Origin of the sequence: Actinoplanes flavus (assembly GCF_017592555.1) — a bacterium.
Taxonomy (GTDB): Bacteria; Actinomycetota; Actinomycetes; order Mycobacteriales; family Micromonosporaceae; genus Actinoplanes; species Actinoplanes flavus.
Genome location: NZ_JAGFNS010000003.1, coordinates 26,436 through 44,397, shown reverse-complemented (window position 1 = coordinate 44,397; position 17,962 = coordinate 26,436). Strand labels below are relative to the sequence as shown.

The 17,962-nt window shown below is 72.4% G+C and carries 14 protein-coding genes; 9 read left to right on the top strand and 5 right to left on the bottom strand.

Annotation, left to right across the window (positions count from 1 at the left end; translation table 11 throughout):
- Positions 1 to 32 precede the first annotated feature (32 nt).
- On the bottom strand, positions 33 to 1,307 hold the full coding sequence (locus tag J5X75_RS05555; protein ID WP_208466210.1) for a pyridoxal phosphate-dependent aminotransferase: 1,275 nt from the start codon (positions 1,305 to 1,307) through the stop codon (positions 33 to 35).
- A gap of 165 nt (positions 1,308 to 1,472) precedes the next feature.
- Between J5X75_RS05555 and J5X75_RS05550 the strand changes: the two genes are divergently transcribed.
- On the top strand, positions 1,473 to 1,919 hold the full coding sequence (locus J5X75_RS05550; protein WP_208466209.1) for a cupin domain-containing protein: 447 nt from the start codon (positions 1,473 to 1,475) through the stop codon (positions 1,917 to 1,919).
- Positions 1,920 to 1,969: 50 nt separating this feature from the next.
- Here J5X75_RS05550 and J5X75_RS05545 read toward each other — a convergent pair whose 3' ends face one another.
- Positions 1,970 to 4,513 (bottom strand): PAS domain-containing sensor histidine kinase, encoded by a 2,544-nt coding sequence (locus J5X75_RS05545; RefSeq protein WP_208466208.1) that lies wholly within the window; start codon positions 4,511 to 4,513, stop codon positions 1,970 to 1,972.
- A gap of 68 nt (positions 4,514 to 4,581) precedes the next feature.
- Positions 4,582 to 5,247 carry a hypothetical protein gene (locus J5X75_RS05540; RefSeq protein ID WP_208466207.1) on the bottom strand — a complete coding sequence of 222 codons (666 nt, stop codon included), beginning with the start codon at positions 5,245 to 5,247 and terminating at the stop codon, positions 4,582 to 4,584.
- Positions 5,248 to 5,422: 175 nt separating this feature from the next.
- Here J5X75_RS05540 and J5X75_RS05535 point away from each other — a divergent pair, with 175 nt between their 5' ends.
- The 3 genes from J5X75_RS05535 to J5X75_RS05525 are packed head-to-tail and all read left to right on the top strand — an operon-like array spanning position 5,423 to position 8,458.
- The gene (locus J5X75_RS05535) at positions 5,423 to 6,235 is read left to right on the top strand and encodes a polyphosphate polymerase domain-containing protein (protein WP_208466206.1); all 813 of its coding nucleotides are present in this window, start codon (positions 5,423 to 5,425) and stop codon (positions 6,233 to 6,235) included.
- Between the two features lie 3 nt (positions 6,236 to 6,238).
- Positions 6,239 to 6,916 carry a DUF4956 domain-containing protein gene (locus J5X75_RS05530; RefSeq protein ID WP_208466205.1) on the top strand — a complete coding sequence of 226 codons (678 nt, stop codon included), beginning with the start codon at positions 6,239 to 6,241 and terminating at the stop codon, positions 6,914 to 6,916.
- Positions 6,917 to 8,458, top strand: a complete 1,542-nt coding sequence (locus J5X75_RS05525) for a CotH kinase family protein (protein WP_208466204.1) — start codon at positions 6,917 to 6,919, stop codon at positions 8,456 to 8,458.
- A 57-nt stretch (positions 8,459 to 8,515) separates the two neighbouring features.
- On the opposite strand, the gene J5X75_RS05520 is transcribed toward J5X75_RS05525, so the two are convergent.
- Both J5X75_RS05520 and J5X75_RS05515 read right to left on the bottom strand, forming a co-directional pair.
- Complete coding sequence (locus tag J5X75_RS05520; protein WP_208466203.1) at positions 8,516 to 11,020, bottom strand: HAD-IC family P-type ATPase; 2,505 nt, start codon at positions 11,018 to 11,020, stop codon at positions 8,516 to 8,518.
- Positions 11,021 to 11,085: 65 nt separating this feature from the next.
- On the bottom strand, positions 11,086 to 14,148 hold the full coding sequence (locus J5X75_RS05515) for an AfsR/SARP family transcriptional regulator (protein ID WP_208466202.1): 3,063 nt from the start codon (positions 14,146 to 14,148) through the stop codon (positions 11,086 to 11,088).
- Between the two features lie 111 nt (positions 14,149 to 14,259).
- Here J5X75_RS05515 and J5X75_RS05510 point away from each other — a divergent pair, with 111 nt between their 5' ends.
- The 5 genes from J5X75_RS05510 (at position 14,260) to lepB (ending at position 17,927) form a co-directional block, all read left to right on the top strand.
- On the top strand, positions 14,260 to 14,478 hold the full coding sequence (locus J5X75_RS05510; RefSeq protein ID WP_208466201.1) for a hypothetical protein: 219 nt from the start codon (positions 14,260 to 14,262) through the stop codon (positions 14,476 to 14,478).
- A 150-nt stretch (positions 14,479 to 14,628) separates the two neighbouring features.
- Entirely contained in the window at positions 14,629 to 15,159 is a 531-nt protein-coding gene (locus J5X75_RS05505) for a MauE/DoxX family redox-associated membrane protein (protein ID WP_208466200.1), read from the top strand.
- A gap of 4 nt (positions 15,160 to 15,163) precedes the next feature.
- A complete protein-coding gene (locus tag J5X75_RS05500) occupies positions 15,164 to 15,697 on the top strand; it encodes a TlpA family protein disulfide reductase (protein WP_208466199.1) in 534 nt (177 codons plus the stop codon).
- Positions 15,694 to 17,535 carry an ABC transporter ATP-binding protein gene (locus tag J5X75_RS05495; RefSeq protein ID WP_307797933.1) on the top strand — a complete coding sequence of 614 codons (1,842 nt, stop codon included), beginning with the start codon at positions 15,694 to 15,696 and terminating at the stop codon, positions 17,533 to 17,535. Before J5X75_RS05500 ends, J5X75_RS05495 begins: the two co-directional genes overlap by 4 nt.
- On the top strand, positions 17,535 to 17,927 hold the full coding sequence (lepB, locus tag J5X75_RS05490; protein WP_238487393.1) for a signal peptidase I: 393 nt from the start codon (positions 17,535 to 17,537) through the stop codon (positions 17,925 to 17,927). The genes J5X75_RS05495 and lepB overlap by 1 nt, the downstream gene beginning before the upstream one ends.
- Positions 17,928 to 17,962: the final 35 nt, after the last annotated feature.

The following is a 17,962-nucleotide window of genomic DNA, read 5'->3' as shown; positions in this document are numbered from 1 at the left end:
CACGGCGGGCGCGGCGACGTCTCCTCCGGGTCTCAGCCGACGGCGGCCCGGCGTGCCGTGTACTCGCCGCCGGCGCCACCGCGGTGGCTCGGGTACGGGATCAGGTTGTCCGGCTGCTCCTCGTACGCCGGCTCGGCCCAGCGGCGGCCGGCGCTCTCCAGCGGGTCGCTGTCGTAGGCCGACCGGCTGTGGAAGCGCTGCGCGTACTCCATCATGCCGTCGACCAGCCGGTCCACGTCGGCGGCCGGGCGTACCACGAGGCGCATGAACTGGCTGGTCATGCCGAGCTTGTTGCCGCACTCGCGGGTCATGATGCCGTGGTTGGCGACCAGGTAGTCGCGCAGCGCCACGCCGGACCACTCGTTCGGCAGCTTCACCAGGAAGAAGTTGCCCTGCGAGGGGAACACCGTCATGCCCTGGATGCGCTGGAGCTCCCGGCCCATCGAGCGGCGGTCCCGGCTGAGCAGGCGCAGGCTCTCCTCGTACTCCATCTCGTGTTCCTGAATCATGTGGACGACCTTCTCCGCGAGGGAGTTGAGGTTCCACTTCGGCAGCATCTTGGCGATCTTGCCGGAGATCGCCGGGTTGGCCAGCATGTAGCCGAAGCGGATGCCGTGCAGGCCGAAGTTCTTGCCGAGGCTCTTGAGCACCACCGCGTTGGGGCGGATCACCGCGTCCGGGCCGACCGAGGGGTAGCGTTCGGCGTCGGAGAAGTCGATGAACGACTCGTCGACCACGACCAGGTCGAGGTCGCTGAGCGCGTCCATGAAGCGGATCACGTCACGCCGCGGGATGTAGTGGCCGTCCGGGTTGTTCACGTTGCAGACCACCGCGACCCGCGACTTGCGCTCCCGGATGAACTCGACGTATTCCTCCAGGTCGAGCCGGAAGCCGTCGCGCTCCTGGAGCGGGAACATGTCGACCCGCTTGCCGGTCTCCATCGGCTGGTCGGTCCACCGGCCGAAGGTGGGGATCGGGATCGCCACGCTCTCCTTGATCAGCAGGTGGTCGATCCAGGTGATCAGCTCGGTCGAGCCGTTCGCCATGGCCACCGTCTGCGGGTGCAGGCCGAGCACGCTGGCCAGCTTCTTGGTGATGGTGGCGGAGTCGCTCGGGTAGTACTTGAGGATGCTCTTCAGGTCCCGGGTGAGCTCGTCGAACATCTCCGGGGTGGGGAAGTAGGGGTTGCACGGGATGCAGAAGTCGACGATCTCCACACCTTCGCCGGCGGCCCGTGTCACGTCGAAGTACGACGCGCTGTGTGACCCCTTGTGCAGCATCGACGTATCGATTCCGGTCCGTGCCACAGTAGTCCTCCCGAACCCCTCGGTGATGGTGCCGCCACCGGGTACGGGGACGTCGCCCGGATCGTTCACAAAATGATCGATGCTCCCGGAGGCTTAAGGCGCAGGAAAGGAACGGGCCCCCGCCACCGATGATCAACTTGATCGTTCTCCCTCCAGGTGGCTGTCGTGACAGGGGTGGTGGAGATGCGCGGTTTGATCAGGGTCGGCCTGGGCGGTGTCGTCGTGGTCGGGGCGGTGATGACCGCGAGCCCGGCGTACGCCACACCCGGGTCCGGGGTGACCACCAGGGTGATCTGGCAGTGGACCGTGAAGGACACCGACTATGTGCTGCGTGAGATCACCATCCGGCCCGGCGGCACCACCGGCTGGCACCGGCACCCCGGCCTGGTCTTCGCCGGTGTGCGCGCCGGCACCCTCACCCACCGGATGTCCGACTGCGTCACGGTGCACCGGTACCGGGCCGGGCAGAACCTCATGGAGGCCCCGGAGGAGCCACGCGCCCACCTGGGTGAGAACCGGGGGAGCGAGCCGCTGATCCTGGACGTCGTCTACGTCAGCCCGAAGGGCGTCCCGCTCTCCGTCGACGCACCGGACCCCGGCTGCTCGCGATAACGTCCGGACCACCACCCACCTGCGCCGAAGGGGAGTGCCGGCGTCATCGGCTACCGGCGGCAGGGCCACGCGGCCGGGTCCTGGCCCGGTGAGCGGGGCAGCGTCACGGTGAACCGGGTGCCGCCCGCCGGCCCCGGCTCGGCGGCGATCGTGCCGCCGTGCGCCTCCACGATCGCCTTGGTGACCGCCAGTCCCAGCCCGGTGCCCTTGATCTTGTGGTCGATCGCGGTGCTGGCCCGGAAGAAGCGGGTGAACAGCTTCGGGTACTGCTCGGGCGGGATCCCGATGCCGGTGTCGGTGACCGTCACCGTCACGGTGTCGGCGTCGTCCCGGGCCGTGACCGTGACCGTGCCGCCCGGCGGCGTGTACTTGATCGCGTTGGACAGCAGGTTGTCCAGCACCTGCCGGAGCCGGGCGGCGTCCCCGGACACCATCGGCAGATCGCCGACCTCGGTGATCAGATCCACCGGCGCACCGAGCCGGTGCTCCTCGACGGCCTGGCGCAGCAGCCGGTCCAGGCGTACCGGCCGCGGGTCCAGCACGGTCGGCCCGCTCTCGAAACGGGCCAGGTCGAGCAGGTCTTCGACCAGGCTCATCAGGCGGGCGCTGGTCCGCTCGATGGAGACCAGCTCGGCCCGTCCGGCGAACTCCGGCTGTTCCAGCAGCGCGTCGGTGTGGGCCGCGATGATCGCGATCGGGTTGCGCATCTCGTGGCTGACCACGGCGACCAGTTCGTCCTTCATCCGGTCCAGCTCGCGCAGCCGGCGGACCTGCTCCTGCTCCTTCGCCAGCAGCAGCTCTCGCTGGTCGGCCAGCTCCCGCCGTTCGGTGACGTTGGTGCTGATCCCGTCGACGTACAGGTGGCCGTCCTCGTGCCGGGTGACACCGCGGGTCCACACCCAGCGGGTCCGGCCGTCGTAGCCGATGATCCGGCACTCGAACTCGGCCGGCTCGCCGGTGCCGATCCGTTCGTGGTAGGCGCGGAACGCCTCCCTGTCGTCGGGGTGCATCCGCTCGGTCAGGGTGTCGGCCATGTCGGCGCCGGTGGGCAGGGTGCCGCCGAAGACGCCGGTGGCCCCCGGACTGGAGTAGACCGACCGCACCGAGCCGTCCGGCATCATCTCGACCGTCCAGAAACAATCGTTGATCTGCTCGATCACCCGGTTGAAATCGCGCCGCGCGGCGGCCAGGGCGAGGGTCAGGTCCTCGGCGCGGCGGCGTTCCACGAACCGGCCGATCTGTGCCGCGACGTCGCGGAGCATGGCTAGGATGTCGTCGTCGCGGGTGACGCCGGTGTCGGTGAAGAACGCCAGGACCCCGGCCACCCGGGCGCCGCTGTGCACCGGCATGCCGATGGTGGCCCGCAGCCCCAGCCGGCGAGCGGGCGGCAGCCGCCCCGGATCGACGAGATCGTCGAGGTCATCGCTCCAGACGTCGGTCCCGGCCGCCCACACCACCCCGGGCAGACCCTGCCCGATGCCGAACGCCAGCGGGGTGTCGCCGGAGAACTCGGCCAGGTCGGCCCCGGGCCGGCCCCACGAGCTGACCCGGACGATGCGGCGCCGCTCCTCGTCGACCTCCCAGCACTCGGCGCAGGCCCAGTCCAGTTCGGCGGCGATCGCGGTGGCGGCGGCGATCGCGGCGTCCCGGGCCGAGGTGGCCTCGGCCAGTGCGCGGGCCACCGCGTACCGGCAGCGTTGCAGCACTTCGGCCCGGTGCGCGTCGGTGACGTCGTGCATCGCCACCACCGCTCCGAGCCGGTGACCGTCGGCGGAGTCGATCGGCCGGGCGTTGGTGAGGAACCAGTGCGGCGGCCGGCCCGAGGCCCGGACCACCATCTCCTCGTGCCGGACGAACTCGCCCGCGAAGGCGCGGGCCAGCGGCACCTCCTCCGGCTTCATCGGGGTCCGGCCGTCGGCCCGGAACAGGTGGTAGGTGCCCGCCCACGACTCCGGGCCGATCGGCTGGTGCCCGAGCCCGTGGATCTCGCACATCGCGGAGTTGAACTGGGCCAGCGTGCCGTTGCTGTCACAGGCCGCCACCCCGGTGTCCAGGCTGTTCAGCAGTGCCTGGAGATAGGCACGCTCCCGCGTCAGCTCGACCCGCGCGGTGGTCCGGACGGTGATGTCGTGCAGGAAGGCGTGGTGGACCGGCTCGCCCCGCTCGTACTGCGTCTGGAGGGTCATCTCGACCGGGAACTCCCGGCCGGACCGGTCGACGACGGTGAACTCCAGGCGCCGCCCGGCGAAATGCGAGGTCCGGGACCGGCGGGCCCGTTCCAGGCCCCGCTCGTGCGCCTCCCGCATCGACGGCGGGATCATCAGCTCGGTGGCCAGGCGGCCCACCGCCTCGGCGGCGGTCCAGCCGAAGAGCTGCTCGGCGGCCGGATTCCAGGCGAGGATGACACCGTCCGCGCTCATCGACACGAAAGCGTCGTGCGCGTTGTCCAGGACGGCGCGCAGCCGGGCCGCGGCGCGCAGTGCCTCGTCGCGTTCGGCACAGACGGCGGCCATCTCCCGGTCCCGAGAGTAGGGCGTGGTGAGCGCCGGGCCGTCGGTCCGGCCCGGCGCGGCCGGCTTGTTGTCACGCCCCATCACAGAAACCGATCGGCAACCCGCCGCGACCACTGAGGCCGCCCGGGCAACTAGCCTCCTAGGAAGCTCTAGGCGAGGTTCCCCGCGTGGCTCACGGCCGGCCGAGGGTCACGCGCGGTGAACCAGATGGCCAGGATCAGGATCAGTTCGCCGACGTTGCCGATCCAGAAGCCGGCTACCGCGGCCGCGGCGGCCGCGAACATGGCGATCGATCCGGCCAGGAGCCAGGGCCGGCCGGCGCGGGCCAGCAGGAGGGCGCCGATGGCGATCAGGATTCCGATGGTGGCCACCGCCGGGATCGGGGGGCCGTGGGAGGCGGCGTTGGTGTAGCGGAGGGTGCCGGCGTAGTGGGTGGGCTCCAGGTCGAGGGTGACGATGTCGAGCCGGATGCCGATGGCGATCAGGAGCACGGTCACCGCGCCGAAGACGGCCGGTGCGGCGCGGCCGGCGAGGAGGCGGACGTCGTGGCGGCGGGCCAGGCCCACGCCGACCATGATCAGCAACGGTACGAGGACGCCGTGCGCCGCGTACCGGGGGAACGAGAGCGCCTCCAGGGTGTCGCCCTCGCCGACCGTGGCGCCGACGGCGATCACCGCGTTGTCCCAGATCAGGCCGAGCAGCACCAGGATCAGGAGGGTGAGCGCCCAGTCCGGTCGACGGCGGCGCAGCGCGATCACCATGCCGAGCAGGACCGCCTCGGCCACGGTGATCAGGCCGAAGAGCGCACTGAGCATGCGTGCCCCCTGTTCCATTGAGGGAAACGACGTTCCGTCAACGTAGACGTCGCGCCGCGTGGAGGCAAGCCGGTCGATGATCATAAATGCGGCATCCGCGGTTCATCCGCCGTTCCCATGAATTTCACAGGAGTCATCGAGCTGGCTCTGTTCTTGCTCCTCGTAGATAACAGGCATGAATCGATCGCTCGGTGACGATCACGCCGGTCACGCTCTGCGGACTCCCGGCAGACCGCACTCGTTCAACCGGTACGAGATCAAGTACCTGGTGCCGGGTGAGCTGCTGCCGGGGCTCCGGGCGGAGCTGGCCGGGCGGATGGACGCCGACAGCCACGGCGCCGACGGCGGGTACGGGGTGTGGAGCACCTACTACGACACCCGGGACCTGCGCTTCTACTGGGAGAAGATCGAGGGCCTCAAGTTCCGGCGCAAGCTGCGGGTGCGCCACTACGGCGACCGTACGAACGTCGGCGACGACACCCCGGTGCACGTCGAGATCAAGCAGCGGGTCAACCGGGTCACCCAGAAACGGCGGGTGGCGATGCCGTACCACCTGGCCCGTGACCTGTGCGACGGCCGTCGGATGGTCGAACACGACCCGTCGCAGGCCGCCTTCCTCGAGGAGGTCCTCGAACTGATCTCGCTGCTGGACCTGCGGCCGGTCGCGATGACCGGCTACCAGCGGGAGGCGTACGTCGGCCGGGACGCCGACGTGGGCCTGCGCGTCACCGTCGACTCCCGGGTCCGTGGCCGGGACCGCGACTTCGACTTCGCGGCGGACGCGGAGAACCGGCTGATCGTGCCGGCCCGGCTGTCGGTGGTCGAGTTCAAGGCCAACGAGCGCGTTCCCTACTGGCTCACCGACCTGGCCGCGCGGCTGAACATGTCGGTGGTCCGGGTCTCCAAGTACTGCCAGAGCGTCGAGGCGTTCGGAAGGGCCCCGCGCAGCATCTTCCACATCCCCGCATCCGAAACCGTCGAGGTCTGACCCATGCCATTCGAAGTACAGGATCTCTCCGGCACGTTCAGCGTCGGTGACATCGCCATCGCGCTGTCGCTGTCGTTCGTGCTCAGCGCGTTCATCGCCTGGGTCTACCGGTTCACCCACCGCAACGTGTCGTACTCCCAGTCGTACGTGCAGACGCTGGTCGTCCTCGGCATGCTGATCGCGCTGATCATGCTGGTCGTCGGTTCCAACATCGCGCGGGCGTTCGCGCTGGTCGGCGCGCTGTCGGTGGTCCGGTTCCGCAACGCCATCAAGGAGACCCGCGACGTCGGGTTCATCTTCCTGGTGATGGGCGTCGGCATGGCCGCCGGCACCCGCTTCTACACGCTGGCCATCGTGGCCGCGATCGCGATCAGCCTGATCGTCCTGGTGATGTACCGGTTCAACTGGTTCGCCGCCAACGTGCAGCGCCAGGTGGTCAAGGTGCAGGTCCCGCCGGACGGCAACCACATCGACCGCATCCAGGATGTGCTGATCACCCTGACCAGCGAGTTCGAGCTGGTCAGCATCGAGTCGATCCGGGGTGGCGCGCTCACCGAGCTGATGTACACGGTCCGGCTGAAGAAGGGCGCCGAGCCGGGCGAGCTGATCACCAAGCTGGGCGAGCGGACCGGCGGGCAGCGGGTCACCGTCCTGACCGGGTACGACCAGACGGATCTGTAGATGCTGCCCCGGCGGATCGCCCACCGGATCCCGGTACGGGTCCGGCACTACTGGAAGCTGCTGGCCACCTGCGCGGCGACGTTGCTGGCGTTCGCCGTGGTGTTCAGCACGGTCCGGGTCGCGCCGCTGGTCACCAGCGCGAGCGACGCCGACGGCGACGAGGTGTCGGTGAACATCGCCGGCACCACCGACCTGTTCGACGCCACCACGGCTCACAAGATCAAAATCACATACCGGAGCGACGCGTACGAGGAACTGCTCGACTCGTTCTGGAAAGACGGCGAGAAGGAGTACCTGGAGGCCGACCTCACCGTCGACGGCACCACCGTCCCGAGCGTCGGCATCCGGCTGAAGGGCAACTCGACGTTGCAGGGGATCACCCGCGACGGCGAGGCCCGGCCGGGCGGGTTCGGCGGCGGCCGGGGTGCGGTGCCGCAGGGCGCGATGCCTGAGGGCGGGCCCCCGGACGGCGGCGGCTTCCGCAGGGGTGGCGGTGGCGGGCGTACCTCGCTCAAGACCGAGGAGCCGGAGAACCTGCCGTGGCTGATCCGCTTCGACGAGTTCGTCGAGGGCCGCCGCTACCAGGGCCACCGGGAGATCGCGGTGCGGGTCGGCGGCATGGGCGGCGGCGCGGCGGTCCTCAACGAGGCCGTCTCGCTCCACGTGCTGGCCGCGGCCGGCGAGGTGACCCAGCGGTACGCCTACACCAGCTTCACCGTCAACGACCGGCCCACCACGGCCCGGCTCATCGTCGAGCACCCGGACGAGAACTTCGCCGGCGCGATCGGCGGTGACGGGGTGCTCTACAAGAGCATGGCGTCCAGCCAGTTCACCGACCAGGGCGACGACCCGACCGAGTACGCCGACGACTTCAAGCAGATCACCAAGAAGGGCAGCCGGGACCTCCAGCCGGTCATCGACCTGATCAAGTGGGTGACCGGCGCGAGTGACGCCGAGTTCGACGAGCACCTGGGCGAGCACGTCGACGTGGCGTCGCTCGCCCGGTACGCGGCCGTCCAGAACCTGCTGGTCAACTTCGACGACATGGCCGGTCCGGGCCGCAACTACTACCTCTGGTACGACCTGGCCGCCAAGCGGTTCTCGGTGGTCGGCTGGGACTACAACCTGACCCTGTCCGGTTCCGCCACCCAGGATCCGGCCGAGCCGGTGAGCATGGGCGGCGGGATGCGGGGCGGTGGCGGTGACGTCCCGCCGCCCGAGGACACGCGGCTGCCGGAGGGCGCCGGGCCGATGCCGGCCGGTGGCGGTGGGCGCGGTGGCTTCCTGAGCGGCCACCGGCTCAAGGAACGCTTCCTGGCCAGCGCCGCCTACCGGGACGACTACCGCAAGGCCTACAAGGAGCTGTTCAACCGGATCTACGGCAACGCGTCGGCGCTCAACGCCGTCGACGCGATCACCGCGGTGATCGGCACGGTCGACGGGGCGGACGCGGCGGCCACCGCCACCGAGGCGGAGAACCTGCGCACGCTCATCCGGGAACGTACCCGGTTCCTGGTCACCAACGAGATCGTCACCGGCTGACGGAGGCGCTCGGGCCCCGGTGGGTTCGGGCGCGCTCCCGGCGTACGAAAGCGGCTTCTAATCGGGGTTTTCCAGGCCGAGCAGGCGGTCGAAAAGGCGCAGCCGGAACACCACGGTCAACGTCAGATACCAGAGGATCAGCATCGGCAGCACCACGAAGAAGACCGGCTTCGACGGCCCCATCAGCCCGAAATACTGCCACAGCACCGGTACGCAGAGGACCGCGCCGAACGCCACCATCAGCCCCAGCACCAGCCACGACGGCCGTTTGTCCCCGGTCGGCGCGGTCCACGCCGCGAACACCCGCGACCGCGGCGCCAGGAACAGGATCAGCAGGAACGACGCGAAGCAGAAAAACGTCGACAGCCCGGTCTGCGCCAGGATGGTGGCGGAGGCCTCGGTGAAGTCGGCGTCGACGCCGTAGATCAGGCCGGTCGTCCGCTCGAACTCGTGGATGATCCGCTCCGGGGCCCGACCGGAGCCGAAACCGTGCATGACCAGCGTGTAGAACACGGCGTAGATGGCCGTGCCGAAGGTGGCGGTGACCACCGAGGCCGGCACCACGAACCGCACCAGGTTGCGCGCCAGATGCGGGTCCGGCGGGGTGGGTTTGGCCCAGAAGGTGAGGAACACCGTCGGGATGCCCACCGTGAACAGGGTCAGGCCCACCTGCGTCGGCGAGTACGGGAAACTCAGCCCCAGCATCGTCACCGACAGGATGACCAGCCCCTGACTGGCGACCCGGGCCAGGAAGACGTAGAGCGAGATCCCGATCCCGTTGATGATCCGGCGGCCCTCGTACTGCGCCGGGGACAGCGCCGAGAAGTCGTCCTCGACCAGCACGATGTCGGCCACGTCCCGGGTCACCGCGCTGCCGCTGCGCATCGCCACGCCGACGTGCGCCTTCTTGAGGGCGCGGGCGTCGTTCACCCCGTCGCCGACCATCGCGACGTACCGGCCCTGCCGCCGCAGCGAGCGCACGATCCGCTCCTTGTGCTCCGGCGCGACCCGGCCGAACACGCCGGTCCGGGCCACCAGCCGGTCCAGCGCCGCGTCGTCGAGGTCGTCCAGGACGGCGCCGGTGACCGGCTCGTCCCCGGTGATCCCGGCCCGGGCGGCGATCGCGGCGACGGTACGCGGATCGTCGCCGGACAGCACTTTCAGCTCCACCCCGTCGTCGCGGAACCGGGCCACCGCCGCGGCCACCTCGGGGCGCACCTCGTCGGCGAGCACGGCCAGCGCGACCGGCTCCAGCACCGGCAGGCCGGGGCGCCCCGCCGCGTCGCGCAGCCCACCCTCCGGGTCCGCGGCACGGGCCAGCAGCAGCACCCGCAGCCCCCGCCCGGTGCGGTCGGTGATCTCGGTGGCCGGCACCGGGCGCGGCAGCCGCCCGGCCAGCGCGTCCGGCGCGCCGAGCACCCACGTGCCCTCCTCGGCGACCAGGCCCGACCAGCGCAGCGACGACGAGAACGGCACCTCGTCGCGGACCCGCCAGACCGGCCCGCCCAGCGACCCGGCGATCGCCATGGCCGTCACGTTCGGGGTGGTGGCGTTGTGGGCCAGGCCGCCCAGCGCCCCGGCGGCCTCGCCGTACTCGTGGTCGCCCAGCGGGACGATCTCCTCCAGCACCAGCTGCCCGGTGGTCAGCGTGCCGGTCTTGTCGGTGCAGATCACGTCCACGCTGGTCATCGACTCGACCGCGTTGACCTGCTGCACCAGGGCGCCGCTGCGGGCGATCCGGACCGCGCCGGCGGTGTAGGCGAGCGCGATCAGGAAGAACAGCCCGTACGGCACCAGCCCGGACAGCACCGCGGTGATCTGCACGACCCGCAGCACGCTGAACCCCTCCAGGGCCGCCTGCGCCAGGATGGCCCCGCTCATCAGCACGGTCAGCGCCATCACCAGCCGCACGATGAACTCGATGCTGCGCTGCAACGGCGTCCGGTCGGTGGTGGCCCGCCGCGCCTCGGTGGTGAGCCGGCCCGCGTAGCTGTGCACGCCCACGTCCCGGGCCAGCTGGTGACCGTCGCCGGCCACGCACAGGCTGCCCGAGCGCAGATCGTCGCCGGGATGCTTGACCACCGGGTCGGATTCGCCGGTCAGCAGCGACTCGTCGGCCTCCAGGCGGCCGCCGTCGAGCAGCGGGCCGTCGACCACGATCTGGTCGCCGGGGCGGACCCGCAGCACGTCACCGCGTACCACCCGGTCCGGGGCGACCTCGGTCTCCCGGCCGTCGCGGACCACCAGCACCCCGGCCCGGTCCAGCAGTTGCAGCCGATCCAGTTTGCGTTTGGCCCGGATCTCCTGGGCCGCGCTGAGCACCGCGTTGATCAGGCCCAGGCCGACGCTGATCAGCGCGTCGCTGTAGCGGCCCAGCACCAGCAGCGCGGCGCCGATCGTGAACAGGATCAGATTGAAGAACGAGAAGACATTGGTACGCAGGATCTCGGCGTACCCGCGCGAGCCGCCCTGCACGGCGGTGTTCGCCTCGCCCCGCCGGCGCCGTGCCTCGGCCTCCGCCCCGGTCAGCCCTTCGGCCGGAGCGAGCATCAGCTGTTCCATTCGATCGCAGTCCCCGCGCCTGACCGTACATTTCGGCGGGCCGGCGGCGATCGGTTTCGCCGGGATCAGTCCGGTTCCGGCAGTTCCGCGAGTTGTGCGGCGATCCGTTCCGCCTCGCTGTCGTTGCCGACCTCCCGGAACCGCTGCTCCGCCTCCACCCACGCGGCCCGGGCCCGCGCCGGGTCGCCGGAGCGCTGATGGGCGGCGCCGAGCGCGGACAGGCACAGCGCCACACCCCACGGCTCGTGCAGGATCCGCAACATCCGCAGCGAGGCGAGCAGGTGGGTGGCCGCGTCGGCGGGCCGGCCCTCGGCCAGGCGCAGCTCGCCGAGGGCCCGCAGCGCGATCGCGTGCTGCGCGGACAGCCCACCCCGCTCGAAGATCGCCAGAGCGCGCCGCAGCGCGGACCCGGCCCGCGGATCGCCGCGCCGGGTGTGCAGCTGCCCGAGGTCCAGCAGCGCCCACGCCTGCCCGGAGTCCTGGCCCAGCCGCCGGTAGCGTTCCAGCGCCTCCTCGAACGCCGTCTGACTCGCGGCGAAGTCCCCCGACTCGCGGTGCACCACACCCAGGCCCCGGTACGCGAACGCCTCCACATCGGGCAGCCCGTGCCGTTGGGCCAGCTCGAGAGCCGCGGTGAAACAGTCCCGGGCCTGCTCGATGCGGTTCTGCTCGCGGTGCATCACGCCCAGCGAGCGCCACGCCGCCGCCTCGGCCGCCGGATTGCCCACCCGCGCGGCCCGGACCGCGGACTCCTCCAGCATCTCCCGCGCCACCACATGATCGGCGTGCCGTCGTCGCAGCGTCGCGACGAGCACCATCGCGTCCACCTCGGCGCGCGGATGACCGAGCGCGGCGAAGACACCCCGCGCCGAGGTGGCCAGGCGCAGTGTCCGGTCCAGGGTGAGTTCCTCGTCGGCGAGGGCGCGGCAGGCCAGCCCGTACCGGATCACCGCCGTCCCGAGCCGGTCGCCGTCGCGCTCGCAGACCGACAGCGCCGCCCGGTGTACGGCCAGGAACTCGTCGTTGTGGTCACGCTGGTCGAACAGGTCCCGGGACACCGACGCCAGCCGCCACGCCACACCGCTGAGCCCGGCGGCGGCCGCCTGCCGGACCGCGGCGACCAGGGCCGCCCGCTCGGCGGCCAGCCAGGCGAACGGGTCGCCGGTCAGCTCCTCCATCTCGGCCGGCGACAGCGCGACACCGCCCTTGCCCTCGGTCTCCGCCATCGGGCTCAGCAGCCGGTACGGCAGGCGCGCGGACGCCGCCCCGGCCAGCGCGAGCCACTCCCGCAGAGCCCGCTCGACGCTGTCCCGCCGCTCCCACGGCTCGTCCTCCTCGTCGGCACGGGCCCGCGCGAACAGCCGGATCAGATCGTGGAACCGGTAGCGGAAGGCGCCCACCGTCTCCAGCAGATGGGTGTCCACCAGTTCGTCGACCAGTTCCTCGGCCCGGTCGTACGGCACCTCCAGCAGCGGGGCGGCGACCCAGGCCGCGAAGTCCGGGGTGTCGAGCAGCGCCAACCGGCGTAGCGCCCGCCGGCCCTCGGCGCTGAGGTCGCGGTAGCTGGCCGTGAAACTCGCCCGGACCGCGAGGTCGTCGACGGCCAGCTCGTCGAGCCGCAGGCGCTCGTCCGACAGCCGCTGGGCCAGCCGGCGCAGCGGCCAGTGCGCCCGGACGGCGAGCCGGGCGCCGGCCACCCGGATCGCCAGCGGCAGGAACCCGCACCGGCCGGCGATCTCCGCGGCCACCGCCGGTTCCGCGTCGACCCGGGCGGCGCCGCAGATCCGGCCGAGCATCCGGACCGCGTCGTCCGGGCCGAGGACGGTGAGCGTCACCCGGGCGGCGGCGGGCAGCCCGCCCAGCCGGCGCCGGCTGGTGACCAGCACCGCGCAGGTCGCCGAACCGGGCATCAGCGGGCGCAGCTGGGCCAGGTCCCGGGCGTCGTCGAGCACCACCAGCACCCGGCGGCCGGCGAGCAGGCTGCGGTACAGGTCGACCCGCTCGTCCAGGCCGGCCGGAACGGTCCCGCCGGTCACCCCCAGCGCGTTCAGGAAACGGCCGACCACCTCGGCCGGCTCGGCCGGCACCGGATGCACGCCGCCCAGCCCGGCATGGAGCACACCGTCGGGGAACAGGTCGTCCAGCAGGTGCGCGACGTAGAGGCCGAGGGTGCTCTTGCCCACCCCGCCGGGCCCGGTGATCAGCGCGACCGGCAGCGCGCCGCCGGGCGCCGGAGCGGCCAGCGCCGACCGCAACCGCTCCACCTCGGCGCCACGCCCGGTGAAGTCGGCGACCACCGGCGGCAGCAGCGCGGGCCGGGCCATCGGCAGCGGCGGCTCCCCGGCCGCGGCCGGGTCGGGACGCAGCTCCGGAGCGTGCCGCAGGATCGCCGTGTTGAGACGGCGCAGCTCGGTGCCGGGGTCGGCGCCGAGGGCGGCGGCCAGCCGGTCACTGAACGTCTGGAAGAACTGGAGCGCGTCGGCGTGCCGGCCGGACCGGTACAGGGCCAGCATCAGCTGCGCGGCCAGCCGCTCCCGGGTCGGATGCTCGGCGGTCAGGGTGATCAGCTCGCCGGTGATCTCGGCGTGCCGGCCGCGGTCCAGCTCGGCGTCGACCATCAGCTCGGTCGCGGTGAGCCGCAGCTCGTGCAGCCGGCCGCCGACCCGGTCGCGCAGCCGGTCGGAGGCGTCCCCGGCCAGGATCGGGCCGCGCCACAGGGCGAGCGCCTCCCGCAGCACGCCGGCCCGGCCGACCGGGTCACGCTCGGCCCGGCCCCGCTCCACCAGGGCCCGGAACCGGAACGCGTCGACCAGCTCCGGATCCACCTCGGCCAGATAGCCGTTCGGCGTCCGGACCAGCCGCAGCGCCGGGACGGCCGGCGTGCCGAGGGCGGTCCGCAGCCGGGCGACGTGACTGTGCAGGCCGGCCCGCGCCGACGGCGGCGGATCGTCGTCCCACAGCAGGGAGACCAGCCGGTCGACGGGCACCGCGGGGCCCGCCTCCAGCAGCAGGACACCCAGCAGACAGCGCTCGCGACGGCGGCCGGGAACCACCGGATCGGGATGCTCGGCCAGCAGCGGGCCGAGCACCGCGAACCGGGCGGTCAGCGCCGGCAAGGCGTTTGGCAAGGCGTTTGGCAAGGCATGGTCCACATCGTACAAACCAGGGACATCGACCGATGTCCGTGTGATTTCGGGGGCGCCCTGTCGCCCCGCGACCGGGAACGAGAGGAGACACCCGTGCGCGCGATGCGAACCGTTGCCGACCGGATGCTCACCATGTTCGTGCCGAAGGCGACCGCGCAGGCCGCCTGTTCCGGCAGCTGGACGTTCTGCCACAGCGCCTGGGACGCGTCCTGCAGCTACATGCACGGCAAGAAGATGCGGGCCATCTGGAAGTGCACCTACAAGCCCAACTGCACGGACACCTGCTCCAACACGGGCACCTGCTGCCTCTGATCCGCGGAAACGCGTGCCACCGCCACACGGGGGCGGTGGCACGCGCCCCCCCCCCCCCCGGGGCCCCCCCCCCCCCCCCCCCGGGGCCCGGGGCCCCCCCCCCCCCGGGGGGGGGGCCCCCCGCCCCGGCGACGTCGACCGGGGGTGCCGATGAGCCTTCACCTCTTCTGCCAGATCGTTCTCGGCCTGACCTTCGCGGTGGCGGTGGCCGGCAAGGTGCGCTCCCGGGCCGCCTGGCGGGCCTTCGCCGGTTCGGTCGCCGACCTGGGCCTCGTCCCGGCCGCCGCGGTCCGGCCGCTGGCGGTACTGACCGTGGCCGCCGAAGCGGCCGTGGTGGCCGCCATGGCCGTGCCCGGCCTGACCCGGCCCGGGTTCCTGCTGGCGCTGGCGCTGCTGGCCGGCCTGACCGGAGGGGTCGTCGCGGTGCTGCGGGCCGGCCGTCGGGTGGACTGCCACTGCTTCGGCGGGACCCCCGAGGCCTACGGCCCGCCGCACGTGGTCCGGAACCTGCTGCTGCTGACCGTCGCCGGGCTCGGCGCGGTCAGCCCGCCCCCGGCGACCCTCCGGTTCGCCGAGGTGGTCCCGACCCTGCTGGCCGCCGTGCCGGCCGCGATCGTCGCCGTCCGCTTCGTGGAGATCTTCGCCGTCTTCGACATCTCTCGACCCACATCCCGGAGTTGAAACCATGGCAGCACAGCTGAGCGTCACCGTCGTCCTCGGCGTGGTCGCCGTCCTGAACCTCCTTCTCACGGTCGGCGTGATCCGCCGCCTGAAGGACCACGAGCAGCGTTTCACCGAGTTGTCGTCCGACGGCGGGGCCCCGGACGCGCAGCCGTCGGTGGGCACCGTGGTGCCCGACTTCACCGTGGCCACCACGACCGGCGGCAAGGTCACCGGCGCCGACCTGCGCGACGGCGGTCTCATCGGCTTCTTCTCGGTGGGCTGCCCGCCCTGCGCCGAGCAGCTGCCGGATTTCGTGGGCGTTCTGCGCGCCATGGACGACACCCCCGCGCTGATCGTCATCGAGGCCGGCTCGGCCGAGGACGCCGCCGCGTTCCTGGAGGTCACCGGGGATCTGCCGGTGGTCCTGGACGGTGGTGACGGGCTGGGCAAGGCGTTCGGGGTGAACCGGTTCCCGTCCATGGCGCACCTGAGCGGGGGAGCGGTGGCCGCGAACGCGCACACCGTGGCCCGGCTGCTGACCCAGGTTCCCGGGTGACGGCCCCGGCGCCGCGCGAGAGCCTGTGGCGCGACCTGACGCTCGCGGCCCGGCTCGCCTGGGCCGCGTCACCGGCCGCGCTGCTCGCCTACCTGCTCGTGCTCCTTCCGCAGGGACTCGCGCCGGTGGCCTTCGCCTGGCTGACGAAGACATTGCTGGACGACATGGCCGCCGGCCGCGGGCTCGCCGTGCCGCCGCTGGCCGGCCTGGCGGTGGCCCTGCTGGCCACCATGGTCGCCGGCGACGTCGGCCGCTACTTCGCCGGCCGTCTGCGCCGGGAGATCGACCTGCTGGCACAGCGCAACCTGTTCCTGGCGGCCGGGCGCCTGCCGGGGCTGGCCCCGTTCGAGGACCCGGCCCTGCACGACCGCCTGGACCTCGGCGAGCAGGCCGCCCAGGCCGCGCCGTCGCAGGTGGTCACCGGCGCCGCCGAGCTCGGGCAGGCCGCGATCACGCTGACCGGCTTCACCGTCGCGCTGGTCGCGGTGGACCCGCTGATCACCGCCGTCGTCGCGGTGGCCGGGCTGGTCACCCTGCTCGTCGAGACGCGGCTGGGCCGGGCCCGGGCCGGTCTGGCCTGGCAGCTCAGCCCGGCCCGGCGGCGGGCGTTCAGCTTCCAGGTGCTCCAGACCGACGTGCGCGCCGCCAAGGAGATCCGCGTCTACGGTCTCACCGGATATCTGCACGACCGGATGGCCACGTTGCTGCGGTCCGCCACCGACGCCGAGAACCGGTTCGACGGACGGGTGCTGCGCGGTCAGGCCCTGCTCGCCGTCTGCGCCACCGGCTCGATCGCCTTCGGCCTGGTGGTGGTGGCCCGGCAGGCGTCGGCCGGCGCGGTCGGCGTCGGCGGGGTGTCGTTCGCCCTGGCCGCGCTGCTCGGCGTGCAGGCCAACATCGCGGTCATGGTCCGGGTCGCCGCGGACGCGTACGCCGGGCTGCTGCTCCTGCGCCACTACCGGGACGTGGCCACCGACGCCGGGGTCGCCGACCCGGTACGCATTCCGCGGCCGGATGCCGCGGGGAGGCCGGCCCCCCGCCTCCGTGACGGCATCCGGCTGCGGGACGTCTGGTTCCGCTACGACGAGCAGCACCCGTGGGCGCTGCGCGGGGTGGACCTCACCATCCCCCGGGGACGGACCGTCGCGATCGTCGGGCTCAACGGCGCCGGCAAGAGCACCCTGATCAAACTGCTCTGCCGCTTCTACGAGCCGACCCGCGGCACGATCCACTGGGACGACACCGACCTGGCCGACCTGCCGCCGGAGGCGCTGCGCCGCCGGATGACCGTCGTCTTCCAGGACTTCATGGCGTACGACCTGACCGCGGCCGAGAACATCGGCGTCGGCGACCTGTCCCGGATGGGCGACCTGCCGGCGCTGCGGGCCGCGGCCGCCCGGGCCGGGGTCGACGACCGGCTGACGGCGCTGCCCCGCGGCTACCGGACCCTGCTCACCCGGATCCACACGGACACGGCCGACCCGGACAGCACCGGCGTGACCCTCTCCGGCGGCGGCTGGCAGCGGATCGCGATCGCCCGGGCGCTGCTGCGCGACGACGGTGACCTGCTGGTCCTCGACGAGCCCAGCAGCGGCCTCGACCCGGAGGCGGAGGCGGAGTTGCAGCGGCAGCTGCGCGCCCGGCGCGACGGCCGGACCATCGTGATCATCTCGCACCGGCTGAGCGCGGTCCGTGAGGCCGACACCATCGTGGTCCTGGCCGACGGGCGGATCACCGAGACCGGCACCCACGAGGAGCTGATCGCCGCCGAAGGCCGGTACGCCGAGCTGTTCACGCGGCAGGCCAGCGGATACCGGCCCGTACCGCAGGAGGCGTGATGGTCGTCGCCCTGGCCCTGACCGCCGCCGTGCTGCTGGCCGCCGTCCTGGCGGCGCGCCGGTTCCTGGTGGTGACCGTGGAGGGCATCAGCATGACGCCGACGCTGCGACCCGGCGACCGGCTGCTGGCCCGCCGGATCAGCGGCGCCGCCGTCGAGCGTGGCGCCATCGTGGTGATGCGGCCGGACGGCCACCGCGGCTACTACCTGAAACGGGTGGCCGCGGTGGCCGGCGACCCGGTGCCCGAGGGCATTCCGGCGACCGGGGCCACGGTGCCGCCGCGAACCGTGGTGCTGCGCGGCGACAACGCCCACCACAGCCTCGACTCACGCGTCTGGGGCTGCGTGCCGGTCGACCGGATCGTCGCCGTCACGGTGCGCGCCCTCGCCTAGAACCCTGGGTCGGGTCATCTGGAGGCGCCCGCGGC

Bases quoted from the DNA above. Each gene is read 5' to 3' on its own strand.
- J5X75_RS05530 (WP_208466205.1), top strand. From the start codon at position 6,239: ATGCCATTCGAAGTACAGGATCTCTCCGGCACGTTCAGCGTCGGTGAC.
- J5X75_RS05500 (WP_208466199.1), top strand. From the start codon at position 15,164: ATGGCAGCACAGCTGAGCGTCACCGTCGTCCTCGGCGTGGTCGCCGTC.
- lepB (WP_238487393.1), top strand. From the start codon at position 17,535: ATGGTCGTCGCCCTGGCCCTGACCGCCGCCGTGCTGCTGGCCGCCGTC.
- J5X75_RS05540 (WP_208466207.1), bottom strand. From the start codon at position 5,247: ATGCTCAGTGCGCTCTTCGGCCTGATCACCGTGGCCGAGGCGGTCCTG.
- J5X75_RS05545 (WP_208466208.1), bottom strand. From the start codon at position 4,513: ATGGGGCGTGACAACAAGCCGGCCGCGCCGGGCCGGACCGACGGCCCG.
- J5X75_RS05525 (WP_208466204.1), top strand. From the start codon at position 6,917: ATGCTGCCCCGGCGGATCGCCCACCGGATCCCGGTACGGGTCCGGCAC.
- J5X75_RS05535 (WP_208466206.1), top strand. From the start codon at position 5,423: ATGAATCGATCGCTCGGTGACGATCACGCCGGTCACGCTCTGCGGACT.
- J5X75_RS05520 (WP_208466203.1), bottom strand. From the start codon at position 11,020: ATGGAACAGCTGATGCTCGCTCCGGCCGAAGGGCTGACCGGGGCGGAG.
- J5X75_RS05505 (WP_208466200.1), top strand. From the start codon at position 14,629: ATGAGCCTTCACCTCTTCTGCCAGATCGTTCTCGGCCTGACCTTCGCG.